Origin of the sequence: Actinoplanes sp. GCM10030250 (genome assembly GCF_042666575.1) — a bacterium.
Lineage (GTDB): Bacteria > Actinomycetota > Actinomycetes > Mycobacteriales > Micromonosporaceae > Actinoplanes.
This window is the reverse complement of record NZ_JBHTDO010000043.1, coordinates 43,108-69,106: the sequence shown is the minus strand read 5'-3', so window position 1 is coordinate 69,106 and position 25,999 is coordinate 43,108. Positions and strand designations below refer to the sequence as shown.

Annotated in this window: 22 protein-coding genes; 13 read left to right on the top strand and 9 right to left on the bottom strand. The window is 71.0% G+C overall.

The genetic code is table 11. From position 1 onward, the window contains the following. Positions 1-130: 130 nt before the first annotated feature. A complete protein-coding gene (locus ACFQV6_RS37715) occupies positions 131-5,074 on the top strand; it encodes an NAD-glutamate dehydrogenase (RefSeq protein WP_378032490.1) in 4,944 nt (1,647 codons plus the stop codon). A 335-nt stretch (positions 5,075-5,409) separates the two neighbouring features. Next, positions 5,410-6,360 carry a type IV toxin-antitoxin system AbiEi family antitoxin domain-containing protein gene (locus tag ACFQV6_RS37710; protein WP_378032489.1) on the top strand — a complete coding sequence of 317 codons (951 nt, stop codon included), beginning with the start codon at positions 5,410-5,412 and terminating at the stop codon, positions 6,358-6,360. Positions 6,361-6,723: 363 nt separating this feature from the next. On the opposite strand, the gene ACFQV6_RS37705 is transcribed toward ACFQV6_RS37710, so the two are convergent. The 4 genes from ACFQV6_RS37705 to ACFQV6_RS37690 all read right to left on the bottom strand — a co-directional run bounded on the left by ACFQV6_RS37705 (position 6,724) and on the right by ACFQV6_RS37690 (position 10,044). After that, complete coding sequence (locus ACFQV6_RS37705) at positions 6,724-7,356, bottom strand: TetR/AcrR family transcriptional regulator (RefSeq protein ID WP_378032488.1); 633 nt, start codon at positions 7,354-7,356, stop codon at positions 6,724-6,726. Between the two features lie 181 nt (positions 7,357-7,537). Further along, positions 7,538-7,963 (bottom strand): thiol-disulfide oxidoreductase DCC family protein, encoded by a 426-nt coding sequence (locus ACFQV6_RS37700; protein WP_378032487.1) that lies wholly within the window; start codon positions 7,961-7,963, stop codon positions 7,538-7,540. A gap of 11 nt (positions 7,964-7,974) precedes the next feature. Then, positions 7,975-8,430 carry a hypothetical protein gene (locus ACFQV6_RS37695; RefSeq protein ID WP_378032486.1) on the bottom strand — a complete coding sequence of 152 codons (456 nt, stop codon included), beginning with the start codon at positions 8,428-8,430 and terminating at the stop codon, positions 7,975-7,977. Between the two features lie 159 nt (positions 8,431-8,589). Further along, positions 8,590-10,044, bottom strand: a complete 1,455-nt coding sequence (locus ACFQV6_RS37690; protein ID WP_378032485.1) for a glycoside hydrolase family 3 N-terminal domain-containing protein — start codon at positions 10,042-10,044, stop codon at positions 8,590-8,592. Between the two features lie 175 nt (positions 10,045-10,219). Between ACFQV6_RS37690 and ACFQV6_RS37685 the strand changes: the two genes are divergently transcribed. From ACFQV6_RS37685 to ACFQV6_RS37675, 3 genes are all read left to right on the top strand, one after another. Then, on the top strand, positions 10,220-11,398 hold the full coding sequence (locus ACFQV6_RS37685) for an ROK family protein (RefSeq protein ID WP_378032484.1): 1,179 nt from the start codon (positions 10,220-10,222) through the stop codon (positions 11,396-11,398). 228 nt (positions 11,399-11,626) lie between these two features. Beyond that, the gene (locus ACFQV6_RS37680) at positions 11,627-12,454 is read left to right on the top strand and encodes an ABC transporter ATP-binding protein (protein ID WP_378032483.1); all 828 of its coding nucleotides are present in this window, start codon (positions 11,627-11,629) and stop codon (positions 12,452-12,454) included. Further along, complete coding sequence (locus ACFQV6_RS37675) at positions 12,455-13,348, top strand: ribokinase (protein ID WP_378032482.1); 894 nt, start codon at positions 12,455-12,457, stop codon at positions 13,346-13,348. Between the two features lie 39 nt (positions 13,349-13,387). On the opposite strand, the gene ACFQV6_RS37670 is transcribed toward ACFQV6_RS37675, so the two are convergent. Both ACFQV6_RS37670 and ACFQV6_RS37665 read right to left on the bottom strand, forming a co-directional pair. Beyond that, the gene (locus ACFQV6_RS37670) at positions 13,388-13,822 is read right to left on the bottom strand and encodes a hypothetical protein (RefSeq protein ID WP_378032481.1); all 435 of its coding nucleotides are present in this window, start codon (positions 13,820-13,822) and stop codon (positions 13,388-13,390) included. Beyond that, positions 13,819-14,280 (bottom strand): DUF6232 family protein, encoded by a 462-nt coding sequence (locus tag ACFQV6_RS37665; RefSeq protein ID WP_378032480.1) that lies wholly within the window; start codon positions 14,278-14,280, stop codon positions 13,819-13,821. Before ACFQV6_RS37665 ends, ACFQV6_RS37670 begins: the two co-directional genes overlap by 4 nt. 80 nt (positions 14,281-14,360) lie before the next feature. On the opposite strand from ACFQV6_RS37665, the gene ACFQV6_RS37660 reads away from it, so the two are divergent. Genes ACFQV6_RS37660 through ACFQV6_RS37650 form a run of 3 tightly spaced genes read left to right on the top strand, consistent with a single transcriptional unit; the run spans position 14,361 to position 18,882 of the window. Next, a complete protein-coding gene (locus ACFQV6_RS37660; RefSeq protein WP_378032479.1) occupies positions 14,361-15,134 on the top strand; it encodes an enoyl-CoA hydratase/isomerase family protein in 774 nt (257 codons plus the stop codon). A 42-nt stretch (positions 15,135-15,176) separates the two neighbouring features. Next, positions 15,177-17,252, top strand: a complete 2,076-nt coding sequence (locus tag ACFQV6_RS37655) for an Hsp70 family protein (protein ID WP_378032478.1) — start codon at positions 15,177-15,179, stop codon at positions 17,250-17,252. A gap of 7 nt (positions 17,253-17,259) precedes the next feature. Next, positions 17,260-18,882: an acetolactate synthase gene (locus ACFQV6_RS37650; protein ID WP_378032477.1), complete on the top strand. Its 1,623-nt coding sequence runs from the start codon at positions 17,260-17,262 to the stop codon at positions 18,880-18,882. A 4-nt stretch (positions 18,883-18,886) separates the two neighbouring features. On the opposite strand, the gene ACFQV6_RS37645 is transcribed toward ACFQV6_RS37650, so the two are convergent. The 3 genes from ACFQV6_RS37645 to ACFQV6_RS37635 are packed head-to-tail and all read right to left on the bottom strand — an operon-like array spanning position 18,887 to position 20,022. After that, positions 18,887-19,219 carry a PLD nuclease N-terminal domain-containing protein gene (locus tag ACFQV6_RS37645; RefSeq protein ID WP_378032476.1) on the bottom strand — a complete coding sequence of 111 codons (333 nt, stop codon included), beginning with the start codon at positions 19,217-19,219 and terminating at the stop codon, positions 18,887-18,889. 39 nt (positions 19,220-19,258) lie between these two features. Further along, the gene (locus tag ACFQV6_RS37640) at positions 19,259-19,606 is read right to left on the bottom strand and encodes a DUF202 domain-containing protein (protein ID WP_378032475.1); all 348 of its coding nucleotides are present in this window, start codon (positions 19,604-19,606) and stop codon (positions 19,259-19,261) included. 32 nt (positions 19,607-19,638) lie between these two features. Then, positions 19,639-20,022: a YidH family protein gene (locus ACFQV6_RS37635; RefSeq protein ID WP_378032474.1), complete on the bottom strand. Its 384-nt coding sequence runs from the start codon at positions 20,020-20,022 to the stop codon at positions 19,639-19,641. A gap of 411 nt (positions 20,023-20,433) precedes the next feature. Between ACFQV6_RS37635 and ACFQV6_RS37630 the strand changes: the two genes are divergently transcribed. The 5 genes from ACFQV6_RS37630 (at position 20,434) to ACFQV6_RS37610 (ending at position 25,961) form a co-directional block, all read left to right on the top strand. Further along, positions 20,434-21,210, top strand: a complete 777-nt coding sequence (locus ACFQV6_RS37630) for an electron transfer flavoprotein subunit beta/FixA family protein (RefSeq protein WP_378032473.1) — start codon at positions 20,434-20,436, stop codon at positions 21,208-21,210. A gap of 14 nt (positions 21,211-21,224) precedes the next feature. Further along, positions 21,225-22,175 carry an electron transfer flavoprotein subunit alpha/FixB family protein gene (locus ACFQV6_RS37625; RefSeq protein ID WP_378032472.1) on the top strand — a complete coding sequence of 317 codons (951 nt, stop codon included), beginning with the start codon at positions 21,225-21,227 and terminating at the stop codon, positions 22,173-22,175. A 443-nt stretch (positions 22,176-22,618) separates the two neighbouring features. Next, entirely contained in the window at positions 22,619-23,794 is a 1,176-nt protein-coding gene (locus tag ACFQV6_RS37620; RefSeq protein WP_378032471.1) for a cysteine desulfurase family protein, read from the top strand. Positions 23,795-23,803: 9 nt separating this feature from the next. Then, the gene (gene mnmA / locus ACFQV6_RS37615) at positions 23,804-24,892 is read left to right on the top strand and encodes a tRNA 2-thiouridine(34) synthase MnmA (RefSeq protein ID WP_378032470.1); all 1,089 of its coding nucleotides are present in this window, start codon (positions 23,804-23,806) and stop codon (positions 24,890-24,892) included. Continuing rightward, positions 24,885-25,961, top strand: coding sequence for a methionine synthase (locus ACFQV6_RS37610; RefSeq protein WP_378032469.1), 1,077 nt, complete (start codon positions 24,885-24,887; stop codon positions 25,959-25,961). Before mnmA ends, ACFQV6_RS37610 begins: the two co-directional genes overlap by 8 nt. The last annotated feature ends 38 nt before the right edge of the window (positions 25,962-25,999 follow it).

Genomic DNA, 25,999 nt, shown 5'->3' with positions numbered 1-25,999 from the left:
GTGATAATTCCGCAAACCCGCACATCAGCGCGCTGGCACACCCGGGGTGTGAGGAGTGCCGAGTCATTCGTTCTAGGCTGTGCTCGACACGTTCGACCCACAGTGCCGTGGGTGAGGGGAGCGCCACGCCATGGCTGTCGCCGATGAGGCAGCGACCGAATCTGATCAGACCGTGCCCGATGATCTCGGAGCGCGGCCCGGACTCGCCCTCACCGGGCGACTCGGGGCTTCCATCGACTCAGGAGAGCTCGACGAGCCCCTGCCCGACGCCGAGAGGCTTGTCGCGCAGGCGGTGCAGCGAGCGGGTGACGACCACACGACCGCGTTGCTCGTCGACCGGTTCTGGCGGTTCGCGCCGGACGAGGAGCTGGTCGGGTACACGCCGGAGGAGATGTACACGGCCGCGGTCGAGCACCGCGAGCTGGCCCGTAACCGGCTGCCCGGCGAGCTGAAACTCGCCATAACGCCGCCGAACGGCTCGCAGGGCCACACGATCCTGCAGATCGTCACCGACGACATGCCCTTCCTCGTCGACTCGGTGATCGCCCTGCTGACCGCGCACAACCTGCAGGTCTCGCTGCTGGTGCACCCGCTGATCGTGGTGCGCCGCGAGCCGCTGGGCGCGCTCGCCCAGCTCGAGGCCGAGGTGGAGCCGGACGACGCCATCGAGGGCGACCTCGTGGAGAGCTGGATAAGGATCGAGATCGACCCGGTCCGCCGGGCCGAGGCGCGGGAACAGCTGCTCAACGAGGTGCGGCGGGTGCTCACCGACGTCCGGGACGCGGTCGAGGACTGGCCCCGGATGAAGCAGCGCGCCCTGGTCATCTCCGACGAGCTGGCCGCCGCGCGCGGTTCGGACCACCACCTGCCGGTGCCGGACAAGGACGTCACCGACTCGATCGAGCTGCTCAAGTGGCTGGCCCACGATCACTTCACCTTCCTGGGGTACCGGGAGTACCGGCTGGACGACGGCGTCCTGATCGCGGTTCCGGGCACCGGGCTGGGCATCCTGCGCGGTGCGAGCAAGCCGCGCCGGCTGGCGTCGGAGATGGCCCAGGAGGCATACGAGCGGGCGCTGGAGAAGCGGCTCCTCGTGATCACCAAGGCGAACTCGCGGGCCACCGTGCACCGCTCCGCCTACCTCGACTACATCGGCGTGAAGGTCTTCGACAGCGAGGGCAACGTCACCGGGGAGCGCCGGTTCCTCGGCCTCTTCTCGAGCTCCGCGTATCGGACCAGCGTCCGGCAGCTGCCCGTGGTCAAGCGCAAGGTCCAGGAGGTGATGGACCGCTCGGGCCTGTCGCCGCGCGGGCACTCCGGCAAGGACCTGCTGCAGATCCTGGAGACCTATCCCCGGGACGAGCTTTTCCAGATCAAGACCGATGATCTGTACGAGGCCGTGATCGGCGTGCTCCGGATGGCCGGCCGCCGGCAGCTGCGCCTGTTCCTGCGCCGTGACGGCTACGGGCGGTTCATAAGCTGCCTGATCTACCTGCCCCGTGACCGGTTCACCACCGGCAACCGGCTGCGCATGCAGGAGATCCTGCTGCGTGAGCTGAACGGCATCGGGGTGGACTACACCACCCGGGTGACCGAGCGGATGCTGGCGCGGGTGCACTTCATCGTGCGTACCGACCCGGCGGCGCCGCCCGGGCCGGTCGACCCGAACGAGCTGGCCGAGCTGCTCGCCGACGCGACCCGGATGTGGGACGACGACTTCTCCCTGGTCCTGGAGCGCAAGCTGGGCGACGAGCCGGCGAAGACGCTCTTCGGGCGCTATTCGACGGCCTATCCGGAGAGCTACAAGAACAGCCACACCCCGTACGAGGGAATGCAGGACCTGGCCAAGCTGGAGCTGCTCGAGGAGCCGGGCCAGCTGGCGATGCACCTGTTCCGGCGGCGCCGGCTGGGCGCTGACGGCACGCCCGAGCCGGACGAGCGGGACATAAGGTTCAAGGTCTATCGGTACGGCGAACCGATGATGCTCTCCGCTGTCCTCCCGGTCCTGCACTCGCTCGGCGTCCGGGTCACCGACGAGCGGCCGTACGAGATCCGCCGCCCCGACGGTGTCATCTACCTCTACGACTTCGGCCTGCTCCCGCCCTCCGGGCACCGTGAGCTCGCCGAGGTGCGACCACAGGTGGAGAACGCGTTCGCGGCTGCCTGGCGTGGCGAGGCGGAGGTCGACGGCTTCAACGAGCTGGTCCTGCGGGCCGGTTTCACCTGGCGGCAGGTGGTGGTGCTCCGGGCGTACGCGAAATATCTCCGCCAGGCCGGAAACGTCTTCTCCCAGCGTTACCTGGAGTCGACCTTCACCGCGTACCCGGAGATCGCCGGGCTGCTGCTCCAGCTCTTCGAGACCAGGTTCTCGCCGGCCCTGCAGGTGGACGCGACCGAGCGCTCCCGCCGGGCCACCGAGATCCGCGACGAGATCACCGACCTGCTCGACCAGGTGGAGAGCCTGGACCAGGACCGGATCCTGCGCGCCTATCTCACGCTCATCGAGGCGACCCTGCGGACCAGCTTCTTCCAGCGGGGCCCGGACGGGCGGCCCAAGTCCTACGTGGCGTTCAAGCTGGACCCGCAGGCCATCCCCGACCTGCCCCAGCCGCGCCCGAAGTACGAGATCTTCGTCTACTCGCCCCGCTTCGAGGGTGTCCACCTGCGGTTCGGCGCCGTCGCCCGTGGTGGGTTGCGCTGGTCGGACCGGCGCGAGGACTTCCGTACCGAAGTCCTGGGTCTGGTCAAGGCCCAGATGGTGAAGAACTCGGTGATCGTGCCGGTCGGCGCCAAGGGTGGCTTCGTGCTCAAGCAGAAGCCGGGCGACCGCGACGAGGCGGTCGACTGCTACAAGCAGTTCATCACCGCCCTGATGGACGTCACCGACAACATCCTCAGCGGCAAGATCGTGCCGCCGCGTGACGTGGTCCGTCACGACTCCGACGACCCCTACCTGGTGGTCGCCGCGGACAAGGGCACCGCGACGTTCAGCGACATCGCCAACGAGATCTCGGTCGGCCGGGACTTCTGGATGGGTGACGCCTTCGCCAGCGGCGGATCCGCCGGCTACGACCACAAGAAGATGGGCATCACCGCCCGCGGCGCCTGGGAATCGGTCAAGAAGCACTTCCGCGACCTCGGCACCGACACGCAGACCCAGGACTTCACCGTGGTCGGCGTCGGCGACATGTCCGGCGACGTCTTCGGCAACGGCATGCTGCTGTCGCGGCACATCAGGCTGATCGCCGCCTTCGACCACCGCCACATCTTCCTGGACCCCGATCCGGACCCACAGATCTCGTACGACGAACGACAGCGCCTCTTCGACCTGCCACGCTCGTCGTGGGCCGACTACGACAAGTCCCTGATCAGCGAGGGCGGCGGGATTTTCCCCCGCGGTGCCAAGTCGATCCCGGTCAGCGCACAGATCCGGGAAGCCCTCGACCTGGGCGAGGCCACCGCGATCAGCCCGCCCGACCTGATGCGGGCCATCCTCCGAGCGCCCGTCGACCTGCTCTTCAACGGCGGCATCGGCACCTATGTCAAAGCCGCCTCCGAGTCGCACGCCGACGTCGGCGACAAGGGCAACGACGCCATCCGGGTCAACGGCGCCGACCTGCGCGTCAAGGTGGTCGGCGAAGGCGGCAACCTCGGCCTCACCCAGCGCGGGCGCATCGAGTTCGCCCGCGCCGGCGGCCGGGTCTTCACCGACTTCATCGACAACTCCGCGGGTGTCGACTGCTCCGACCACGAGGTCAACATCAAGATCCTGCTCGGCGGCGCGGTCGTCGACGGCGAGCTGACCATGCCGGAACGTGACGAACTGCTCGCCACGATGACCGACGAGGTCGCCGCGCTGGTGCTGCGCGACAACTACGAGCAGGCGACGGCCCTCGGCAACGCCCGGGCGCAGGCACACTCGCTGCTCCCGGTGCACCGGCGCATGCTCACGGCCATGGAGAACCGCGGCGTGCTCAACCGGGAGCTGGAGGCCCTCCCCACCGACAAGGAACTCCAGGCCCGCTCGGAGGCCGGCGAGGGACTGACACCGCCCGAGTTCGCGGTGCTCCTTGCGTACGTCAAAATCAGTTTGGAGCGCGAGATCCTCGCCGACGAACTGGTCGACGAAACCTGGACCACCGACGTGCTCACCAGGTATTTCCCCACCCCGTTGCGGGAGCGGTTCGCCGGCCGGATGGCCGGACACCGGCTGCGCCGGGAGATCATCTCGACCTCGCTGGTCAACGAGGTGGTCAACCGCGGGGGTACGTCGTTCGTGCACCGGGCGATGGAGGAGAGTGGCGCCTCCGCGGCCGATGTCGTGCGGGCTTATGTGGTGGTGCGTGACGTCTACGGGCTGCCGGGCATCTGGGCGGCCGCGGAAGCCCTGGACAACCAGGTGCCGACGCCCGCGCAGACCATGGTGCTGCTGGAGACCCGGCGGCTGCTCGACCGGGCCGTGCGGTGGCTGGTCAGCACCCGGCGCTCGCCGATCGACGTGGTCGGTGAGATCTCCAAACTGCGTCCCGGAGTCTCCACCCTCCTGCCCGAGTTGCCCCGCCTGGTGGTCGGCGGCGAGAGCCGTGCCCTCGAAGCGCGGGCGGAGACACTCGTCGGCAAGGGCGTCCCGGAGGAACTGTCGGCCACGGTGAGCCGGGTCTTCTACGGGTTCGGCCTGCTGGACATCCTGGAGACGGCTGCGGCCATCGGCCGGGAGCCCAGAGAGGTGGCGGAGGTGTACTTCGTGCTCTCGGAGCGGTTCGGGGTGGATGCGCTGCTGTCGCACATCTCCCGGCTGCCGCGGGGGGATCGGTGGCAGACGCTGGCGCGGATGGCTCTGCGGTACGACCTCTATGCGGCTCTTGCGGCGCTCACTGCTGAGGTTCTGCAGTCGACGCCGGCTTCTGCCGGGCCGGAGGATCGGGTTTCGGAGTGGGAGCAGGTCAATGCGGCTTCCATCGCCCGTGCCTCGAACGCCATGGGTGATGTGGATGATTCGCCGGCGGATCTGGCGGCTCTCTCGGTTTTGCTGAGGCAGATTCGTACGTTGGTCAAGACGTCTTCTGCTGCTTGAGTTGGTGGCTGCCCGGCGCGTTTGCGCCGGGCAGCCGTTTGCGCCTTGGGCATTTGCGCCTTGCGCTTTTGCGCCTTGCGCTTTTGCGCCTTGCGCTTTTGCGCCTTGCGCTTTTGCGCCTTGCGCTTTGCGCCTTGCGCCTTGCGCCTTGCGCCTTGCGCGGTTTTGGGGCTTTTGTCGTTTCGGTGGTCGGCCAGTTGTGTTGCCGATCTTGGAATGCGGAAACGTGTGGCGGTCAGGGCAGCGCGAGGTTTCCGCATTACCGGATATCCACAATTTCCGGCTGTCCACAGGGGTGGTCGCCGAGGGCCGGCGGGAACGGCATCGTGTCCGGCATGACGCAGTTGGACGAGATCAGCCGCAGGCAACGCGGAGTGGTGACCCGATCCCAGGCTCTGCGCACCGGACTGAGCGTTGCCGCCGTGCGACATCGACTCGAGTCCGGGCGGTGGCAGCGGCTGTCCGGTGGCACCTACGCGACGTTCACCGGTGAGGTGCCGCGCTCAGCCCTGCGCTGGGCGGCGGTGTTACGGGCCGGTGCCGGCGCGGTCCTCTCGCACGGGTCCGCGGCGGAGGAGGTCGGGCTCGTCGAGGAGCCGAAATGCCGGATCCACATCACCATCCCCGAGGCGCGCCGGATCCGGGCGCCGTCGGGGCTGGTGGTGCACCGGTCCCGTCAGATCAGGAAGCGACGACATCCGACCCGCCGACCACCACAGACCCGTGTCGAGGAAACCGTGTTGGATCTCGCCCTGACCGCCACCTCCGACGAGACAGCGATGGCCTGGATCGCTGCCGCCTGCGGCCGGCGCCTGACGACACCTGAGCGGGTGGCCAAGGCCCTCGCCGGCCGGCTTCGCGTGCCGCGCCGCCGCGACGTGACGGCCCTGCTCGACGATGCCGAGACCGGCTGCCGCTCCGTCCTGGAGTGGCGCTACCTGCGCGACGTCGAACGAGCCCACGACCTGCCCGTCGGCGAACGTCAGCGGCGTCGCTCCCGGGAGGGCGTCCTCTGGTATGACGACGTGCACTATGTCGCTTTCGGCGTGCTGGTCGAACTCGACGGCCGGGCGGCTCACCCCACTGACCAGCGCTGGCGTGACTTCCGCCGGGACAACGCCGCGGTGCAGGGCGGCGAGGTCGTCCTGCGGTACGGGGCCGCCGACATCAGCGAACGCGGCTGCGCGGTGGCCGGCCAGGTCGCCAAGGTGCTTCGATCACGCGGCTGGCGTGGTCTGGCCGCACCGTGCTCGCCGGGCTGCGACACAGCCGACGCCATCCGATGATCCGTGCCTTCGCTCGATGATCCGCGCCGTCGCCTGATGATCTGCGCCGTCGCAGCGGTGGCGAGTGGGGCGTTGACGGTGGCGCGTGGGGCGTTGACGGTGGTGAGCCGGGCCTCGGCGGGCTGCTCCCGAAGCCTTGCCGTGCCCGGCTCACCGTCTGCGTCGCGGTTCGACTGGTCCCGAGTCGAGTTCCGCGACGTCCCCAGACCCACCTGCGGACATGACGCTACGTGATGACGAGCGGGAGGTGGAAGCGCTGAGTGAGCGGATTGGCCGTTCGGTTGGTCCGGTTCGGGCGGAAGATTCGCCCTTTACCGACACGGGAGGCAAAAGTCGCGAATCCCATTACGGTGGGTGATGTTGTTAGTCGTCACGCCGTACGGTGTCCAGCAGCTCCAGGACCTGGCGGAGGGCCGGCCGGAGCACCCGCAGGCGGGAGAGGCTGACCAGGCGGTCGATCAGCGGCACGACGCCGTCGATCAGGCGGCGGGTGCGCCGCTGCTCCGGGGAGTTGTCGTAGACCCAGAACAGGGTGACGCCCATCCACGACAGCCAGAGCAGTTCCGGCAGGTGCTCCCGTAACTCTGGGTCGATCTTCGCCGTGGAGCCGTCGAGGACCTCACGGAAGATGCCGATCGAGGCGTCCCGGGCCGGTGACGACTGGCTGGAGAAGGGGCTCAGCGGGGAGGAGGGCTCAGCCGCGGTCTTGAAGAAGGTGGCCGCGAACGAGTGGTACGGCGCGTTCACATCGATGCCGGCGTGCAGCACACCGCGCAGCCGGGCGGCGAAGTCCCGGTGTTCGGCGAGGACCGGGGTGGCGGCGGCCCGGTGTGCGCCCTGGAGGTGGTCGTAGAACCCCTGGATCAGGTGTTCCTTGGAGTCGAAGTAGTAGTACGCGTTCCCGACGGCTACCCCGGCCTCCTTGGCGATGGCGCGCATCGTCGTGTCCGCGTACCCCCGCTCGCGGAACAGCCGCAACGCCGTCTCGAGGATCACCTGCCGGGTCTGCTCACCCCGAGCCCGCCGCGGCTTCTCCCCACCGCCAGCCGGCGGGGCGGGCGGCTTCTCCCCACCGCCAGCCGGCGGGGCGGGCGGCTTCTCCCCACCGCCAGCCGGCGGGGCGGGCGGCTTGGTTTCTGCGGTGGAGTCGCCTGCCTGTTCGGGTGGGCCGGCGTCTTCAGCGGCAGGTTTCGTCACAGACGTCACCGTATCCGGGGGTGCGGGTCGACAGGCGGACGGCCGACGCCGTTGCGATCACGCGGCGGGCGACGGGGAGCAGCGCCGGTGTGCTGAGGCGTTCGGCGAGGGCCCGGTAGTCGGCGAGAGCCCAGAGGCAGGCGAGCCAGGCGCCGTCGCCCGCGTACACCTCGCCGGTGTCGGCGATCAGGGTGAGGTCGCGCAGGGTGGCGGCGTGGTCGAGGCCGGGGAATCGGAGCCGGGCCTCGGGGGAGGCGGCCGGGACGAACGTCAGCGGTACGAGCTGGAGGCGTCCTGCCAGCCATCGGTGTGCTGCGCGGCAGAGGGGGCATGCGGCGTCGTACAGGACGGTGAAGGAGCCGATCCGGCCGGCCCCGTGCCCGGCCGGATCGGTGTGCTCGGTCATCTCCGGTGCCTCTAGGCGTGAGCCTGCGGCGGCGGCATGTGCGGCGGCATGGTGGGTGGGGGCATGTGGTGCGGGGGCACCTGGAGTCGCGAGGCGGGCGGCAGCGGCGGGGTGCCCTGGGCCTGGCGGAGGCGTCCGCGGCGGTAGCGGTTGAGGAAGTAGACGTTGCAGAAGTGGAGGACGCCGAGGACCAGCAGGACCAGGCCGATCTTCAGAGAGAGGGTCTCCAGGGCCTCGCTGGTGCTGGTGACGATCTCCTCGGAACGCATCGCCACCGTCGTGTAGCCCAGGTTCAGCAGGTAGAAGCCCATGGTGAGGAGCTGGTTGACGGCGCGGGCGAGCTTGGAGTCGGCGAAGACCTCCTCCAGGAAGATCTGCCCGTTGCGGGAGAGCGTGGTCGCCACCCACACGGTCAGCCCGATGCTGACCAGCAGGTAGACCAGGTACATCACGGCCTTGTGATCCATGACGAGCCTTTCTTGAACGTGTTCAACTACCTTCGTGCTCAAGTTACGCCAGTTCTTGAACGCGTTCAAGAAAACCGGGGCGGAAGATCTGAGCGATCTGGATCACGTCCGAGGGGGCCGGACTGAGACGGGGAGGAGCCGAGGCCCCTCCCCGCAGCGTCAGTGAGCGGCCAGCCCCAGCACCTCAGCCGCCGCGCGGCCGTTGGCCAGGCTGGCGCCGTGGGTGACCACGAAGGCGCGTACCCCTTCCGGCCGCCACGACGACGGCCAGCCCATCTCCACCACTCCGACAGCCCGTTCCGCGGCGAGCTTCTCCACGATCGAGCGCGCCGCCGGTGAGTTGTGCAGGCGGCGGCCGACGATCACCACGGGGCGGGAGCCGGCTCGGGACGCGAGGCTCTCCGGGGAGGCTTCTCCGGCTTCCACCTCGAGGATCTCGGTTCCGTTGAGGTGCGGGCGCAGGCCCCACGGCACCCGGCCCTCCGCGATCGAGTGCCCGGCGACGAACTGGACCACCAGCGGCGATGCGAGCTCGGCGGGGGAACCTTCGACCAGGACGGCGCGGCGGGCCGCGGCGACGCCGAGGTCCGCGTCGCGGCTGCCGGCTGTGCGGGGGGTCGAGCTCCAGGCGGCCAGGGCAGCGGTACGGGCGGCCGCGTTCTCAAGGCGGTCCAGCGGGAGGCGCCCGTCGGTGGCCGCCGCCGCGATCTCCGCCGCCACGGCCTCGACGAGGGGACGGTCGACGTCGGCGCCGATGCAGAGCAGGTCGGCGCCGGCGGTCAGGGCTGCCACGGCGGCCAGCGGGATGCTGCCCGCGGCGCCGGCCGCTCCGTGCATCTCGAGGGCGTCGGTGACGATCACGCCGCGGAAGCCGTACTCGCCGCGGAGCAGGCCGGTCAGCGCGGCCCGGCTGAACGTGGCGGGGCTGTCGCCGGTGAGCGAGGGCACGCGGATGTGCGCGCTCATCACGGCCTGCGCGCCGGCGGCGACGGCGGCCGCGAAGGGTGGGAGGTCGCGGTCGCGGAGGACGGGCAGCGGGACGTCGACGGTGGGCAGTTCGAGGTGCGAGTCGCTGACGGTGGCGCCGTGGCCGGGGAAGTGCTTGGCGCACGCGGCCACGCCCGTCGACTCCAGGCCGGTGATCGCGGCGCCGGCGTGGCGGGCGACTAGGGCCGGGTCGGAGCCGAACGAGCGGGTCCCGATGATCGGGTTGTCGTCGGCGGTGTTGACGTCGACGGTGGGTGCCAGGTTCAGGTTGATGCCGGCGGCGGCCAGGTCGGTGCCGATGGCGGCGTAGACCAGGCGGGTGAGCTCGGGGTCGTCGACCGCGCCGAGCGCGGCATTGCCGGGGTACGGGCTACCCGTCCGATGCCCGAGCCGGGTGACGTCCCCGCCCTCCTCGTCGATGGCGAGCAGCGCGTCCGGCCGTGCCGTACGCAGGTCCGCGGTCAGCGCGGCCAGCTGCACCGGGTCGGCGACGTTGGTGCCGAACAGGGTGTGCCCGGCGAGTCCGTCGGCCAGCAGTTCCAGGGCCCAGCCAGGGGCGGTATGTCCTGGAAACGCGGCAAGCAGGGTGTGCAGGGCGAGTCGGCGAAGGCCGGGGTCGGTCGACATCTTGTCCTTCCGATGACGCAAATCTGGTCGAGGTGGCCCCCGAGCTGCCATGATCGCTCGGGGTCGATGAGCCACCCTGCGGTTCGGCGGCGTTGCCGACCGTTACGCTGCGGTCGCATGTCGTGCGCCGACACTGTAACAGGAAAGAAACTTTAGTATTAGGGGACGAACGCTTATGGCCGCCACCCGCCTACCGGGCACGCCCCGGCTGCTGCGCGCACTCAACGATCGTGCAGCGCTGGACCTGCTGCTCACGCGCGGTCCACTCACCCGGGCGCAGCTCGGGGAGATGACCGGGCTGAGCAAGGTCACCGCTTCCCAGCTCGTCGAGCGGCTGGAGGAGCGCGGCCTGGTGCGGCGGGTGGGTGAGCAGGCCGGCGGGCGCGGCCCCAACGCCCAGCTCTACGCGGTCACCCCGGGCAGCGCCCACGTGATCGGCGTCGATGTCGGACCGGACTGCGTGGTCGCCGCGTGCGCCGACATCACCGGCAACATCACCAGCCGGGTGGAGCAGAGCACCAAGGACACCGACGACCCGGTCGGCGTGGTGCACAACGCCGTGGTCCAGGCGGCGGGCGAGGCCGGCACCGACATGTCCTCGGTACGCCGGGTCGTCCTCGGCACGCCCGGCCTGGTGGACCCGGAGTCCGGCGAGATCTCGTTCGCCCACGACCTGCCGCGCTGGCACCGGGGCCTGCTGGCCGAGCTGCGCCGCGACCTGAGCACGCCTGTCGTCTTCGGCAACGACGTGAACATGGCGGCCGTCGCCGAGTCCAGCACCGGCGCGGCGACCGGCGTGAACGACTTCGCCCTGATCTGGATCGGCCGTGGTGTCGGTCTGGCCACCGTGATCGCCGGCCGCCTGCACCAGGGCGCCACCGGTGCCGCCGGTGAGATCGGCTACCTGCCGGTGGCGGGCGCCGAGGTGCCGCACAACGCTTCGCGCCGCGGCGTGAAGGGCGCGTTCCAGGCGATCGCCGGCGCGGACGCGGTCAAGGCGATCGGCAAGCAGTTCGGCTTCCGCGGTGCCGAGGCGGCCGACGTGGTCCGTGCCGCGGTGGCCGCCGGGCCGCCCGGTGAGCCGGTGCTCGACGAGTTGGCCCGCCGCCTGGCGCTCGGTGTCGCCGCCACCTGCGTGGTGCTCGACCCGCCGCTCGTGGTGCTCGCCGGTGAGGTCGGCCGGGCCGGCGGCCCCGCGCTCGCCGAGCGGGTGGAGCGCGAGGTCTCGGCGATCACGCTGGTCTCGCCCAAGGTCGTGGTCACCGGAGTGGCCTCCGAGCCGGTGCTGCACGGCGCCCTCCGCACCGCCCTGGACGCCGTCCGCGACGAGGTCTTCGGCTCGACGACGGACTGATGGCACACGCCGCCGGCGACAACCGGCGGACTGATGGCACACGCCGCCGGCGACAACCGGCGGACTGACGTCACACGCCGCCGGCGACAACCGGCGGACTGACGTCACACGCCGCCGGCGACAACCGGCGGACCGGCGTCGGGCGCCGGCGGTGACGACCGGCGGGCGGACTTGGTCACCCTGGGGTGTGGCACTGGCACGCCGTCTCGGAGCGGAGACGGCACATGATTGGATGGACGCGTGCCTGAGGTTGCCGTACCCATTCCGCCCGACGGGGACACCGTCATCGCCTTCGACCGTGTGAGCGTGGTCCGCGGCGGAAATCACCTGGTCCGTGACCTGTCCTGGCAGGTCGAGCTGGACGAGCGGTGGGTGGTGCTTGGCCCGAACGGTGCCGGCAAGACGACCCTGCTGAACCTCGCGTCCGCCCGCCTGCACCCCACCCGTGGTGTGGCGTACGTGCTGGGCGAGCGGCTCGGGCGTACCGACGTCAACGAGCTGCGGACCCGGGTGGGCATCACCACCGGCCGTTTCGCCGATCAGGTCCCGCCCACCGAACGGGTGATCGACGTCGTGGTCACCGCCGCGTGGTCGGTGGTGGGCCGCTGGCGGGAGAGCTACGACCCGCAGGACGAGGTGCGCGCCCGCCAGCTGCTGGACCAGCTGGGCATGACCGGTTTCGCGGAGCGCGAGTTCGGCACCCTCTCCGAGGGCGAGCGCAAGCGCACCCAGATCGCGCGGGCCCTGATGACCGATCCCGAGCTGATGCTGCTCGACGAGCCGACCGCGGGCCTCGACCTGGGCGGCCGGGAGACGCTGATCGGGCACCTGACCGAGCTGGCCCTCGACCCGGACGCGCCGGCGATGGTGCTGGTGACGCACCACGTCGAGGAGATCCCGCCGGGCTTCACCCACGGCCTGCTGCTGCGCGAGGGTGTCACGGTCGCGGCCGGGCTGCTCGGCGAGGTGATGACCGCGGAGAACCTGACGAAGACGTTCGGCCTGCCGCTGGTCGTGGACCGGTTCGGCGACCGCTACACCGCACGGGCCGGCTAGATGCCGACCCGGGTCGTCGTCGCGGGCAGCGCGAACATGGACCTGGTCGGGCTGGCCGAGCGCCTGCCGCGGCCCGGCGAGACGGTGCTCGGCGACGACTTCGTGATGGCGCCCGGCGGCAAGGGGTCGAACCAGGCCATCGCGGCCGCCCGGGCCGGCGGTACGACCACGTTCCTCGGTGCGATCGGCTCCGACGCCTTCGGGGTCACCCTGGGCTCGCGGCTGACGGCCGCGGGTGTGGACACGAGCCGCGTGCGTACGAGCTACGGCACCTCCGGCGTGGCTGTGATCATGGTCGACCGGGACGGCGAGAACTCGATCCTGGTCAGCCCCGGCGCGAACCGTACGTTCACCGAGCTCACCGACGCCGAGCGGGCCGCGATCGCCGACGCCGACGTCCTGCTCTGCCAGCAGGAGATCCCGATGAGCACGGTGCACACCGCCCTGCGTACCGGCCGTGCCGCGGGCACCCGCACGATCCTGAACGCCGCACCCGCCCGGGACCTGCCGGCCGCGATGCTCGACGAGGTCGACCTGCTCGTGGTCAACGAGATCGAGGCCCGGGCCATCACCGGTGCCGCCGAGCCGGACATCGCCGCCCTGCTGGCCCTGGTGCCCCGGGTGGTGCTCACGCTCAGCGGCGCCGGCTCGCGCTACGCCGACCGGGACGGCCGTGACGAGCACGTCCCCGCCTACCGGGTGGAGGTGGCCGACACCACGGCCGCCGGTGACGCGTTCACCGGTGCGCTCGCTGTCGCCTGGGGCGAGGGCCGGGACCTGGTCGAGGCGGTGCGCTGGGCCAATGCCGCCGGCGCCGTGTGCGTGCAGAAGGTGGGCGCCAGCGGGGCGCTGCCCGACCGGTCCGAGATCGAAGCTCTCTACAACCGGTCCTGAGACGACAGGGCCCTCGCCTCCAGCGCGGCGATCCGGGAATCAGCGCGCCACGCGCCACGCCCAGACGATGAGCGGGACCTGCATCGGCAGGCGTCCGTAGGCGATGGCCCGGCGTGCCGGGGAGGCACGGCGCCAGTCGGCGGCCATCTTGACGTTGGCCGGGAACACCGCGGCGAAGAGTGCCGCGGCGGCGAGACCGCCGGTCCGCCGGGTGCGGGGATGTGCGACGGCGGCGGCCACCGCCAATTCGGCCACACCGCTGAGGTACGTCCATGTGCGCGGACTTCCGGGTAGTGACCGCGGCACGATGCTGTCGAACGGCTTCGGCGCGGCGAAGTGCAGCACCCCCGTCGTGGCCAGCAGGGCGGCCAGGCCGAGCGCCTCCCGATCGCCGCTCGTCCGTTCCCCGATCGTCCGTTTCCCGATCCGTTTGCGGCTTGTCCGTTTCCCGCTCGTCCGGTCGCGGCTTGTCAACGGCGGACGGCGGGTTCGAGGGCGCGCTGCAGGGCCCGGTAGATGCGGCCGAAGCGCTGGGCGTTGTCGGTCCGCAGGAGCAGCACCTCACCGCCATGCACCCGGCCCCAGATCTCCAGGCTGCGGCTTCCCCTGTCATACGACAGGTCCATCCGCTCGAGCAGCAGGTCGGCGACCGGCACGACGGCGAGCCCGACCAGGATGCCGCCGATCAGCACGGCCACCACCGTCATCACCGCGGCCTGCATCAGCAGGGCGACCGTGATGGCGAGGCCACCGACGAGCACCGGCAGGAGGATGGTCAGGCCGAGCGCGCCGCGCCAGGCGATCACGCCCCACGAGCGGGAACCGCGCGTGTACCAGACCTGGAGAAGCTCGGGCAGCCGGAAATCGCGCCCGTTCATCCGCACGCCGGACGACGTGATGAGCACTTCCGGATCCCGGTAATAGGTGGTCATCTTCCCTCCCCAGGCGTCCCAATGTATCCCTTACCCGTCGTAGGCTGACGGCGAAACGGCTCGATGCGAGGAGGTACAGGGTGAGCGAGTTCGTGCGGCTCGAGGTCGCGGACGGTATCGGCACGATCCGGCTCGAGCGACCGCCGATGAACGCGCTGAACACCCAGGTCCAAGAGGAGCTGCGAGCGGCGGCGCAGGCGGCGTCCGGCGACGAGCAGGTGCGCGCGGTCGTGGTGTACGGCGGCGAGAAGGTGTTCGCCGCGGGTGCCGACATCACCGAGTTCACCACGGTGTCGTACCAGGAGATGGTCTCCCGGTCCGCGGCGCTCTCCAGCGCCTTCGACGCGGTGGCCAAGATTCCGAAGCCGGTCGTGGCGGCGATCACCGGCTATGCGCTGGGCGGCGGCTGCGAGCTGGCGCTGGCCTGCGACTGGCGGGTGGTGGCCGAGGACGCCAAACTCGGCCAGCCGGAGATCAAGCTGGGCATCATCCCGGGCGCCGGCGGTACCCAGCGGCTGGCCCGCCTGGTCGGCCCGGCGCGCGCCAAGGACCTGATCTTCTCGGGTCGGATGGTGGACAGCGAGGAGGCTCTGCGGATCGGTCTCGCCGACCGGGTCGCCCCGGCCGCGGAGGTGTATGCGACGGCCGTCGAGCTGGTCCGGGCGTACACGACCGGGCCGGCGCTGGCCCTGCGAGCAGCCAAGCAGGCCATCGACGGCGGTCTGAGCGTCGACCTCGCCAACGGCCTCGCGCTCGAATCGCACCTCTTCGCGGCCCTTTTCGCCACGGACGACCGGGTGGAAGGAACCACCGCTTTCGTCGAGAAGCGCAAGCCCAAGTTCACCGGTAGGTAGTGGATCAACCGGTCGCGGCCGGTCATTGCCTAGACTGCGGTCATGTCCATCGACCAGGGTGGTCCGAAGCGGTACGCCCTCGGCATCGACTTCGGCACCTCGAACACCGTCGCCGTGGCGCGATGGCCGGACGGCCGCGCCCGGCCGATCCTGGTCGACGGTTCTCCGTTGCTGCCGTCCGCCGTCTACGCCGACGCCGAGGGGAACGTGCTCGTCGGGCGGGACGCGGTGCACAGCGCCCGGCTCGACCCGGCCCGCTTCGAGCCGAACCCCAAGCGCCGCGTCGACGACGAGCTCGTGCTGCTCGGCGAGCGGGAGTTCGAGATCGTCGAGCTGATCGCGGCGGTGCTGGCCCGGGTGACCGAGGAGTGGCATCGCGCGGTCGGGCCGTACCGGCCGCAGACCACGCTGACCTGTCCGGCGTCGTGGGGCGCGACCCGCCGTACCCTTCTCGCCGAGGCCGCCGCACGCGCCGGCCTGGAGGGTGCCCGCCTGGTCGCCGAGCCGGTCGCCGCGGCGACCTACTTCGCCGAGGTGCTCGGCCGCGACGTACCGATCGGCTCGGTCGTGATGGTGCACGACTTCGGCGCCGGCACCTTCGACGCCAGCGTGGTGGCCCGGACCAGCACCGGATTCGAGGTGCTGGCCGTCGACGGCCGTGACGACCTCGGCGGCCTCGACGTGGACGCGGCGATCGTGGAGCACCTGCGCACCGACGAGTGGTCCCGGCTGATGGAGCCGGCCACCGTCGAGGAGCGCCGGGCCCGCCGCCAGCTCTGGGACGACGTGCGGATCGCCAAGGAACGCCTCTCCCGGGCCCAGTCGGCGGACTTCATGGTGCCGCTGCTCGACGTCGAGGCGCACCTGACCCGCGAGGAACTGGAGACGGTGGCCCGCCCGGTGCTGGACCAGACCGTGCAGGTCACCAAGAACCTGCTGCGCTGGGCCGACCTGCCGGAGGGGCGGCTGGCCGGTGTCTTCCTGGTCGGTGGCGCGAGCCGGATCCCGCTGGTGGCCACGCTGCTGCACCGGGAGCTGGGCGATCCGCCGGTGGTGATCGAGCAGCCCGAGCTGGTGGTCGCCGAGGGCAGCATTCTGGCCGGAGCGGCCCTGCTGTCCACCGAGCCCGCCGCGCCCGGCCCGACCGAGGAGATGCGGCTGCCCTCGAAATACCTGCCGAGTGCGACCGGCCTGATCTCCGTCAACGGTGCGGCGCCGGCCACGATGGTGCGCCCGGCGGCCGATACCCGGGCCGTTCCGAACGTGGACCAGGGCCCCACGGTGGAGACCGAGAAGATCGCCCGGCCCGATCTGGAGACGGTGGTTGCCGACCGCCTGCTCCCGGCCGACCAGGCCGGGGCGGAGCGGGCCGGGGCGGAGTGGGCCGGGGACGAGCGGTCCGACGGCGGTGCGGCAGAGGTCTCGGGCGGGCCGCTGGCGACCGAGCGGCTGGGCGATGGTGAGAAGCCGCCTGCCGACGACACCGCCCGGGAAGCCGCGGGAGTCAACGTCCGCTCGGCGGAGAGTGCCGCTGCGCCGCTGCCGAAACGACCAGTGGCCACCGAGGTTCCGCCCGGCCCGCCGGAACCGCCGGACGACGACCGGCCTCCACACCTGCGCCCGCCGGTCGATCCGTGGCCGCACGCCGACCCGTCGACCTGGCGCACCGACCCGGACGCGACCGCCGCGGCCCCACCGCCCCCGAGCGAGGGCTGGTCACCCGTACGGCAGAGAAAAGCCGGACCACCGCAGCGCGCGAACCGGCCGACGACGCCGGTGGTGGCACATGCCCGGCCGATCGCCCCGGTGTCGGCGCAGCCGCATCCGGTCTCGCCCGCGGTGGGCTCGGCCCGGCCCATTCCGCCGGGACGCGCGGCCGCACCCCGGTCGGCGCCGCAGCAGGCCCACCAGCCGCAGAAGCCCGCGAAGAGGCCGAAACGCCGTCGCGGCCGCTTCCTCCGGGCGCTGCAGATCCTGCTCAGCCTCATCACGATGGTGCTGGTCCCGCTCGTCGCGCTGGTGCTCGCCTACGGGTACGCGAACGGCGCCCCGATCGAGCAGGACGCGATAGACGTCTTCCAGGACCTCGCGGAGTTGCTGGGCCTGAGCGCCGGATAGGGGTCCGATGGGCGGAACGATCGAGGGGCACGGCGGAGAGCTCGCACTGGCAGCGTTGCGGGCGTTCGGGGTGACCGAGATGTTCACGCTCTCCGGCGGGCACGTCTTCCCGCTCTACACCGCCGCCCACGAGTCCGGTTTCCCGGTCTACGACGTTCGCCACGAGCAGTCGGCGGTCTTCGCCGCCGAGGCAGTGGCCAAACTGCGGCGCCGGCCGGGCCTGGCCGTGCTCACCGCCGGACCCGGTGTGACGAACGGCATCTCCGGCCTGACCAGCGCACACTTCAACGCCTCGCCGGTGCTGGTGCTCGGCGGCCGGGCGCCCGCGTTCCGCTGGGGCTCGGGCAGCCTTCAAGAACTCGACCACGTGCCGCTCGTCGCCCCGATCACCAGGTACGCGGGAACGGTCACCGCCACCGCATCCATCCCGGGCGAGATCAGCGCCGCGCTGACCGCCGCGCTCACCCCGCACCGGGGCCCGGCCTTCCTCGACCTGCCGCTGGAAGTGCTCTACTCCACCGGCGAAGCGGCCCGGCCCGGGGAACCCGCTGTTCCGGTCCTCGAAGCCGACCCCGGCGAGGTGCGCCGCGCCGCCGAGCTGCTGGCCCGAGCCGAGCGCCCGGTGATCGTGGCGGGCTCGGACGTGTGGAGTGGGGACGCGGTCGCCGAGTTGCGGGCCGCGGCGGAGGCCCTGCGCGTGCCGGTCTTCGCCAACGGGATGGGCCGGGGCGCGCTGCCGCCGGGACACCCGCTGGGCTTCGCGCGGGCCCGGCGGGTCGCGCTCGGCGAGGCGGACGTGGTCGCGGTCGTCGGCACTCCGCTCGACTTCCGGCTCGGGTTCGGGGAGTTCGGTGCGGCGAGGGTGGTGCACATCGTGGACGCGCCCGGGCAGCGGGCCGGGCATGTGACCCCGGCTGTGTCGCCGGCGGGAGATCTGCGGCGGATCCTGGCGGCGCTGGCCGAGTACTCCGGTGACCGGGCGGATCACGAGGAATGGGTGGCTGGTCTGCGTACCGCCGAGGCCGCCGGGAAGGTCCGGGACGAGGAGGCGATGGCGGCCGACACCGACCCGATCAAGCCGGCCCGGATCTACGGCGAGCTGCGCAAGGTGCTCGCCGCGGATGCGGTGACGATCGGGGACGGTGGCGATTTCGTCTCGTACGCGGGGCGCTTCCTCGAGCCCGCCCAGCCGGGGACGTGGCTCGACCCGGGCCCGTACGGCTGTCTCGGCACCGGGCTCGGATATGCGATGGGTGCCCGGGTCACCTATCCCGGGCGGCAGATCTGTGTGCTGATGGGTGACGGTGCGGCCGGCTTCTCGCTGATGGACGCCGAGTCGCTGGTCCGGCAGAACCTGCCCGCGGTGATCGTCATCGGCAACAACGGCATCTGGGGCCTGGAGAAGCACCCGATGCGCGCCATGTACGGATACGACGTCGCGGCCGATCTCCAGCCTGGGCTCCGTTACGACGAGGTGGTGCGTGCGCTCGGCGGGGCCGGTGAGACGGTGGAGAAAGCGGGCGCGATCGGGTCCGCCCTGCGCCGGGCCTTCGACGCGGGCGTGCCCTACGTGGTGAACGTGCTCACCGACCCGTCCGACGCATATCCCCGCAGCTCGAACCTCGCCTGACGACTCAGGACTGCTGCTCGTCGTCCTTGTGCAGCTCGCGCTCCCACTTGTCGAGCTGCTCGCGGTCACGGCGGGACTGCTCGCTGTCCATCGACCGCAGGAAGTCCGGATCGTCGTCCGGTGAGCTGGGGCGTCGCGGGGGACGGCGAACCGTCCGGTTGACCGGACGGCCCCACGCGAAGTAGGCGACCGGACCGGCGATCGGAATGAAAAGGATCACGAGGATCCAGACCGTCCGCGGCATGTTACGGACTCGTTCCGCCGCCAGGCCGCTGATGAGCGCCAGGATGAGCAGGACGAGTGCCGCCGCGGCCAAGAAGATGAGCAACCGGACCATGCCCGCAATGATGCCCCGCTTATGCCAGGACGGCGACGATCAGAGCATGACAACCCATCCGCCGAGGACCGCGAGGGCCGCCGTGATCAGGGCATAGGCTCGGATCGAGGACGGAACGGGCACCGGAAAACGGTTACGCAGGCCACGGGCCCGATGGAGGGCGAGGGCCACCATGGCCGCCCAGCCCGCCATCGCGGCGGCGGCGCTCAGCCACTCCGCCGGTCCGGCGCCGGGTGCGAAGGCGGGGCGCATGGTGAGCAGGGCGACCACTGCGGCGGACAGGCCGGTACGCCGCCAGGCGAGCCGGGTGCGCTCGGCGGAGGCTCCCGGATCTCGCTGCTGTTCCGGCGGCAGTCGCTTACGTTCCGGTGGCTGTTCCGGCGGCATTCGCTTACGTTCCGGTGGCTGTTCCGGTGGCATCAGAAGACCTGGACGAGCACCGCGATCACCAGGGCGGCGGCGCCGATCGCGACCACGATGGCGAGCACGGCCGGGAAGCGGGACCGGGGCAGGGCGGTGCCGAGGCGCATGGCGCGCTCGGTGCGGGCCCAGTGGTCGACCGCGCGCAGCGCCACCACGCCGCCGAGCACCAGCAGCAGGATCGAGATGATCTCGCGGAGGTGGGCGACCGGCAGCGGCGGCAGGAACTGCGCGCAGGCCAGGCCGCCGGCGATCAGCGCCAGGCCGGTGCGGATCCAGGCGAGGAACGTCCGCTCGTTGGCCAGCGAGAAGCGGTAGTCGGGAGTGGTTCCCCGCTCTGTTCCCCGATCCGGGTCGAACCATTGAGCCAGGCCACCGAGCACCCGTCGATTATTGACCTATCGGGTCAAGAAGGGGGGCACCAGAGGATGCGGACTTCGTCACTGACGCAGGCTTCCCGCGGGCGCCCGCAGAGACACCACGGCGAGTCCGGGCCGGCGCGACCATGGGACTGCGGCTCGACGACTCCCGGGTGTGGGGGAATATGGGACGCGGGCGAACGGACTCCGTCCACCAGCGAAGAATTTTGGCCGGACATGTCTGACACCTCCTCATCGCCACTGTAGCGATCACGATCGTCCCGTGGGTGAGGTGTGTCACTCTGGGTGGCCGGCAACGATAAAGCTACTGGCGGGTAACCTGGCTGACATGTCTGCCGCCCCAAGCACGCCCCGGGCCGGCACACAGGGCCGGCCGCAACGGTGCGTTCAAAACAGGAGGGTCGTAGGAGCGCGATGAACATCGTCGTACTGGTGAAGCAGGTGCCCGACTCCGGTGCCGAGCGCACCCTGTCCGCTGATTTCTCGGTGGATCGGGCGTCGTCGAGCAACGTCATCAACGAGATGGACGAATACGCCATCGAGGAAGCGCTGAAGATCAAGGAAGCGCACGGTGGCGAGGTGACCGTGCTGACGGTGGGCCCCGGTGGCGCGACCGACTCGATCCGCAAGGCGCTCTCGATGGGCCCCGACAAGGCGGTGCACGTCCAGGACGACGCGCTGCACGGCTCGTGCGCCGTCGCCACCTCCAAGGTGCTGGCCGCCGCGCTCGGCACCCTGAACGCGGACCTGATCATCTGCGGCGCCGAGTCCACCGACGGCCGCGTTCAGGTTGTGCCGCACATGCTGGCCGAGCGTCTCGGCGTGGCCGCCCTCACCGGCGCCCGCAAGCTGACCGTCGACGGTTCCCAGCTGACCATCGAGCGGCAGACCGACGAGGGCTACGAGGTCGTCACGGCCGCCACCCCGGCGATCGTCAGCGTCTGGGACACCATCAACGAGCCGCGTTACCCCTCCTTCAAGGGCATCATGGCCGCCAAGAAGAAGCCGGTGCAGAGCCTCACCCTCGGTGACCTCGGCGTCGCCGCGGACGAGGTCGGCTTCGCCGGTGCCACCAGCATCGTGCTCGAGTTCTCGAAGCGGCCGGCCCGGTCCGGCGGCACCAAGGTCACCGACGAGGGCAACGGCGGCGAGCAGCTCGTCGCGTACCTCGCCACCGAGAAGTTCGTCTGAGAGGGATCATCGTCATGGCTGAAGTACTGGTCGTCGTCGAGGCCTCACAGGCTGCCGGCGTCAAGAAGGTCACGCTCGAGATGCTGACCATCGCCCGCGGGCTGGGCTCGCCCTCCGCGGTCGTGTTCGGCGACGTGGCGCAGGTGAGCGACAAGCTCGCCGAGTACGGCGCCGAGAAGATCTACGCCGCGTCCGGTGAGGACGTCGAGGGTTACCTGGTGGCCCCGAAGGCCACGGTGGTCGCCGAGCTGGTGAAGCGGGTGCAGCCGGCCGCCGTGCTGCTCGGCTCCACCCAGGAGGGCAAGGAGATCGCCGGTCGCCTGGCGGTCAAGCTGGACAACGGCCTGCTCACCGACGCGGTCGCGGTCGAAGCCGACGGCACCGCCACCCAGGTGGTCTTCGCCGGCTCCACGATCGTCAAGTCCAAGGTGACCCGCGGCCTGCCGATCGTCACCATCCGCCCGAACTCGGTGACGCCGGTCGCGGCCGCGGCCAGCCCCGCGGTCGAGGAACTGACCGTCGCGGTGTCCGACACCGACAAGCTGACCAAGGTGGTCGAGCGGGTCGCCGAGCAGAAGGGCTCGCGCCCGGAGCTCACCGAGGCGTCGATCGTCGTCTCCGGTGGCCGCGGTGTCGCCAGCGCCGACAACTTCAAGCTGGTCGAGGAGCTTGCTGACCTGCTCGGTGGTGCTGTCGGTGCCTCCCGTGCGGCTGTCGACTCCGGTTACTACCCGCACCAGTTCCAGGTCGGTCAGACCGGCAAGACGGTGTCGCCGCAGCTCTACGTGGCGCTCGGCATCTCCGGCGCGATCCAGCACCGGGCCGGCATGCAGACCTCGAAGACGATCGTCGCGGTCAACAAGGACGCCGAGGCGCCGATCTTCGAGCTCGCCGATTTCGGCGTGGTGGGCGACCTCAACAAGGTCGTACCGCAGGCTGCCGACGAAATCCGCAAGCGCAAGTAACCACCGCACCCCTCACGCAACGGCCCGGCGTCCCCTCGCCGGGCCGTTCCGCGTCCCCACCCCTTTCCCCACCCTCCCGCCCCCCACTCACGCCCAGCCGGCCGCCCCAGCTGGGCGTGAGCGGGCCTTTTCGGCCCTGGAGACCCCGCTAAGCGCCAGCCGGCCCGTCCAGCTGGGCGTGAGCGGGCCTTTTCGGGCCTAGAGGCCCCGCTCAGCGCCAGCCGGCCCGTCCAGCTGGGCGTGAGCGGGCCTTTTCGGCCCTGGAGGCCCCCCTGGGCGCCAGCCGGCCCGTTGAGCTGGGCGTGGGCGGGGTCTTTCGGGCCTGGAGGCCCCGCTGGGCGCCAGCTGGTCGGTTCGGCTGGGCTGTGGAGGGGTGGATGGGGTTGTGATCTTGGTGGGAGGGCGGGGAGCGTTTCTGGGGGGACGACATAAGCTTGGGGACGATGGCCTATCTCGATCATGCGGCGACTACGCCGATGCTTCCCGCTGCGCTTGATGCCTATGTGGCTGCGGCGAGGGAGGTCGGCAATCCGTCGTCGCTGCATGCGGCTGGCCGGGGTGCTCGGCGCCTGGTTGAGGAGTCGCGGGAGCGGATCGCGGCGGCGGTCGGTGCGCGGCCGTCTGAGGTGATCTTCACCAGTGGTGGGACCGAGAGCGACAATCTGGCAGTCAAGGGGATCTTCTGGGCGCGGCGTTCGGCGGAGTCGGCGCGTGTTCGGGTGGTGGCTTCGGCGGTGGAGCATCACGCTGTGCTGGACGCGGTGGACTGGCTGGGGCGGCAGGAGGGTGCCGCGGTGACCTCGCTGGAGGTCGACGGCAATGGCCTGGTCGCGCCGGAGACGCTCGCTGAGTTGATCGAGGCGCGCGGTGGCGAGATCGCGGTGGTCAGCGTTCAGTGGGCGAACAACGAGGTCGGCACGGTGCAGCCGATCGCTGAGCTGGCCGGGATCGCCGCGGCCGCCGGCATTCCGTTCCACACCGACGCGGTGCAGGCGGTCGGTCAGGTTCCGGTGGATTTCGCGGCGAGTGGTGCCGCGGCGCTGACGCTGACCGGGCACAAGGTGGGCGGGCCGGTCGGGGTGGGTGCGTTGCTGCTGGGCCGTGATGTGGCCTGCACACCCCTGCTGCACGGTGGGGGCCAGGAGCGCGACGTGCGGTCCGGGACCCTGGACACCCCGGGGGTGGTCGCTTTCGCGACGGCGGTCGAGGCCGCGATCAAGAACCGTGAGGAGTACGCGGCGCGCGTCGCCACTCTTCGTGATGACCTGGTTGATCGGGTACGGGCAATCGTGCCGGACGCGATCTACAACGGTGCCGTGTCGGATCGCCTCCCCGGTAACGCGCACTTCTCCTTCCCGGGTTGCGAGGGCGACGCGCTGCTGATGCTGCTGGACGCGCAGGGTGTGTACTGCTCGACCGGTTCGGCCTGCTCGGCGGGGGTGGCCCAGCCGAGCCACGTGCTGCTCGCGATGGACGCCGACGAGGACCGTGCCCGGTCGTCGCTGCGGTTCACCCTCGGGCACGACAGCACCCGCGAGGACGTCGACGCGTTGCTGTCGGCGCTGCCGGGCGCGGTGGAACGTGCCTGCCGGGCGGGGGCCTGGAAGACGCCCAGATAGGCTTGCGGTATGCGAGTTCTTGCGGCCATGTCGGGCGGTGTCGATTCCGCGGTCGCCGCCGCGCGCGCCCGTGACGCCGGTCACGACGTCACCGGTGTGCATCTGGCGCTGGCGCGTAATCCTCAGACGTTCCGGACCGGAGCGCGTGGCTGCTGCACCCTGGAGGACTCCCGGGACGCGCGCCGTGCCGCCGACGTGATCGGCATCCCGTTCTACGTGTGGGACATGGCGGAGGAGTTCCACGACAGTGTCGTGGACGATTTCGTGAGCGAGTATGCGGCGGGCCGGACACCCAACCCGTGCCTGCGCTGCAACGAGAAGATCAAGTTCACGGCGGTGCTGGATCGGGCGGTGGCGCTGGGATTCGATGCCGTGGTGACCGGTCACCACGCCCGGCTGGGGCCGGACGGGCTGCTGCGCCGCAGCGTCGACCTGCCCAAGGACCAGTCCTACGTGCTGGCCGTGCTGACCCGTGCCCAGCTGGACCGGTCCGTCTTCCCGCTGGGCGACTCGACCAAGGAGCAGGTCCGGGCCGAGGCGGCCGCGCGCGGGCTGGCCGTGGCGGACAAGCCCGACTCGCACGACATCTGCTTCATCTCCGACGGGGACACCAGGGGATTCCTGGAGAAGCGGCTCGGTGCGGCACCCGGTGACATCGTCGACGGGCGGACCGGTGAGCGGATCGGCAGTCACAACGGGGCGTACGGGTTCACGGTGGGGCAGCGCAAGGGGCTCGACCTGCGGGTTCCGGCTGCTGACGGCCGGCCGCGGTATGTCCTCTCGATCACTCCGGTTTCCAACACGGTGACGGTGGGGCCCCGGGAGGATCTGGAGGTGGACGTGGTCACCGCGTCCCGTCCGATCTGGCACGACGAGTCGTCGGCGGTCTCCTGCGAGGTGCAGCTGCGCGCACACGGTGAGGTCGTGCCGGCCTCGGTGTCGGTGAACTCGGACGAGCTGGTCGCCTCTCTGGGGTCGCCGGCTCGGGGGGTGGCCGCGGGGCAGGCGATCGTGGCGTACCGGCCGGATCCCGGGGGCGACATCGTGCTCGGCTCGGCGACGATCACTGCCGGTTCGCGGGCGTCCGCTCATGCCTGACTTCCCGTGGCCGGTGGGTGCGGCGACGGGGATCGGCTCACTGCCCGGTTCGGACGTCGCTGAGGCGCAGCGGATCATCTTCGGCGAGCTGCCGGATCTGCCGCATCTCGCCGAGCTGCCGGCACGCGGTCCCGGAGCGGACATCATCGGCCGCAGTGCGGGGTTCCTGGTGGAGTTGCCGGTGCAGCTCTACGCCGGTCGGTGGCAGGTCGCCTCGCGGCCCGGCAAGGACCTTCGCCGGACCGCTGACCTGCTGGAACGGGACCTGGACCAGCTCACCGAGCAGGGTGAGGGGTTCACCGGCACGGTGAAGGTGCAGGCCACCGGGCCGTGGACGCTCGCGGCCGGACTCGACCTGCCGATCGGCGGGCGGATGCTGCGGGACCCGGGCGCGGTGCGCGACCTGACGGACTCGCTCGCCGAGGGGCTCCGGCGGCACGTCGCCGACGTGCGCAGGCGGCTGCCGGGTGCCACGGTGCTGCTGCAGCTCGATGAGCCGTCGCTGCCGGCGGTACTGGCCGGGCACGTGCCCACCGAGAGTGGGCTCTCGGCCTATCGGAGTGTGGACGGGCCGGACGCGGCTACGCGGTTGCGGACGATCGTGGAGGTCGTCGAGGCGCCGGTCGTGGTGCACTGCTGTGCTCCCGGGGTTCCGTTGCAGGTGGTTCGGGATTCCGGGGCTGTGGCGTTGGCGCTTGATCTGTCGCTGGTCAAGGACCTTGATCCGCTGGGGGAGGCGATCGAGGCGGGGTTGGGGATCTTCGCGGGTGCGGCTCCTTCGCTGCCTTCGGAGCCTTCGGGATCCGGGTCCTCGAACTCCGGGCCTTCGAACTCCGGGCCTTCGGGGTCTGGGCCTTCGAGGTCTGGGCCTTCGGGATCCGGGCCTGACGCTAAGCGGATCGCGGAGCGGGTGCGGACGCTGTGGCAGCGGCTGGGTTTTCCGGCCGCGCGGCTGCCTCAGCAAGTGGTGATCACTCCGGCGTGCGGGTTGGCCGGCGCACCGCCGGCGTACGCCCGCGCGTTGCTCAAAGCGTGCACGGAAGCCGGCCGCCGGATCTCCGAGGTGTGACCCCGAAATTGTCAGGGGGTGGGACTACCGTGCTTGCT

Excerpts from the sequence above, each read along its gene's own strand:
- ACFQV6_RS37715 (WP_378032490.1), top strand. The coding sequence starts at position 131 with ATGGCTGTCGCCGATGAGGCAGCGACCGAATCTGATCAGACCGTGCCC.
- ACFQV6_RS37610 (WP_378032469.1), top strand. The coding sequence starts at position 24,885 with ATGCCTGACTTCCCGTGGCCGGTGGGTGCGGCGACGGGGATCGGCTCA.
- ACFQV6_RS37620 (WP_378032471.1), top strand. The coding sequence starts at position 22,619 with ATGGCCTATCTCGATCATGCGGCGACTACGCCGATGCTTCCCGCTGCG.
- ACFQV6_RS37695 (WP_378032486.1), bottom strand. The coding sequence starts at position 8,430 with ATGGATCACAAGGCCGTGATGTACCTGGTCTACCTGCTGGTCAGCATC.
- ACFQV6_RS37630 (WP_378032473.1), top strand. The coding sequence starts at position 20,434 with ATGAACATCGTCGTACTGGTGAAGCAGGTGCCCGACTCCGGTGCCGAG.
- ACFQV6_RS37645 (WP_378032476.1), bottom strand. The coding sequence starts at position 19,219 with ATGGTCCGGTTGCTCATCTTCTTGGCCGCGGCGGCACTCGTCCTGCTC.
- ACFQV6_RS37665 (WP_378032480.1), bottom strand. The coding sequence starts at position 14,280 with ATGACCACCTATTACCGGGATCCGGAAGTGCTCATCACGTCGTCCGGC.
- mnmA (WP_378032470.1), top strand. The coding sequence starts at position 23,804 with ATGCGAGTTCTTGCGGCCATGTCGGGCGGTGTCGATTCCGCGGTCGCC.
- ACFQV6_RS37675 (WP_378032482.1), top strand. The coding sequence starts at position 12,455 with ATGCCGACCCGGGTCGTCGTCGCGGGCAGCGCGAACATGGACCTGGTC.
- ACFQV6_RS37655 (WP_378032478.1), top strand. The coding sequence starts at position 15,177 with ATGTCCATCGACCAGGGTGGTCCGAAGCGGTACGCCCTCGGCATCGAC.
- ACFQV6_RS37650 (WP_378032477.1), top strand. The coding sequence starts at position 17,260 with ATGGGCGGAACGATCGAGGGGCACGGCGGAGAGCTCGCACTGGCAGCG.
- ACFQV6_RS37710 (WP_378032489.1), top strand. The coding sequence starts at position 5,410 with ATGACGCAGTTGGACGAGATCAGCCGCAGGCAACGCGGAGTGGTGACC.
- ACFQV6_RS37625 (WP_378032472.1), top strand. The coding sequence starts at position 21,225 with ATGGCTGAAGTACTGGTCGTCGTCGAGGCCTCACAGGCTGCCGGCGTC.
- ACFQV6_RS37690 (WP_378032485.1), bottom strand. The coding sequence starts at position 10,044 with ATGTCGACCGACCCCGGCCTTCGCCGACTCGCCCTGCACACCCTGCTT.
- ACFQV6_RS37700 (WP_378032487.1), bottom strand. The coding sequence starts at position 7,963 with ATGACCGAGCACACCGATCCGGCCGGGCACGGGGCCGGCCGGATCGGC.
- ACFQV6_RS37640 (WP_378032475.1), bottom strand. The coding sequence starts at position 19,606 with ATGCCGCCGGAACAGCCACCGGAACGTAAGCGACTGCCGCCGGAACAG.
- ACFQV6_RS37685 (WP_378032484.1), top strand. The coding sequence starts at position 10,220 with ATGGCCGCCACCCGCCTACCGGGCACGCCCCGGCTGCTGCGCGCACTC.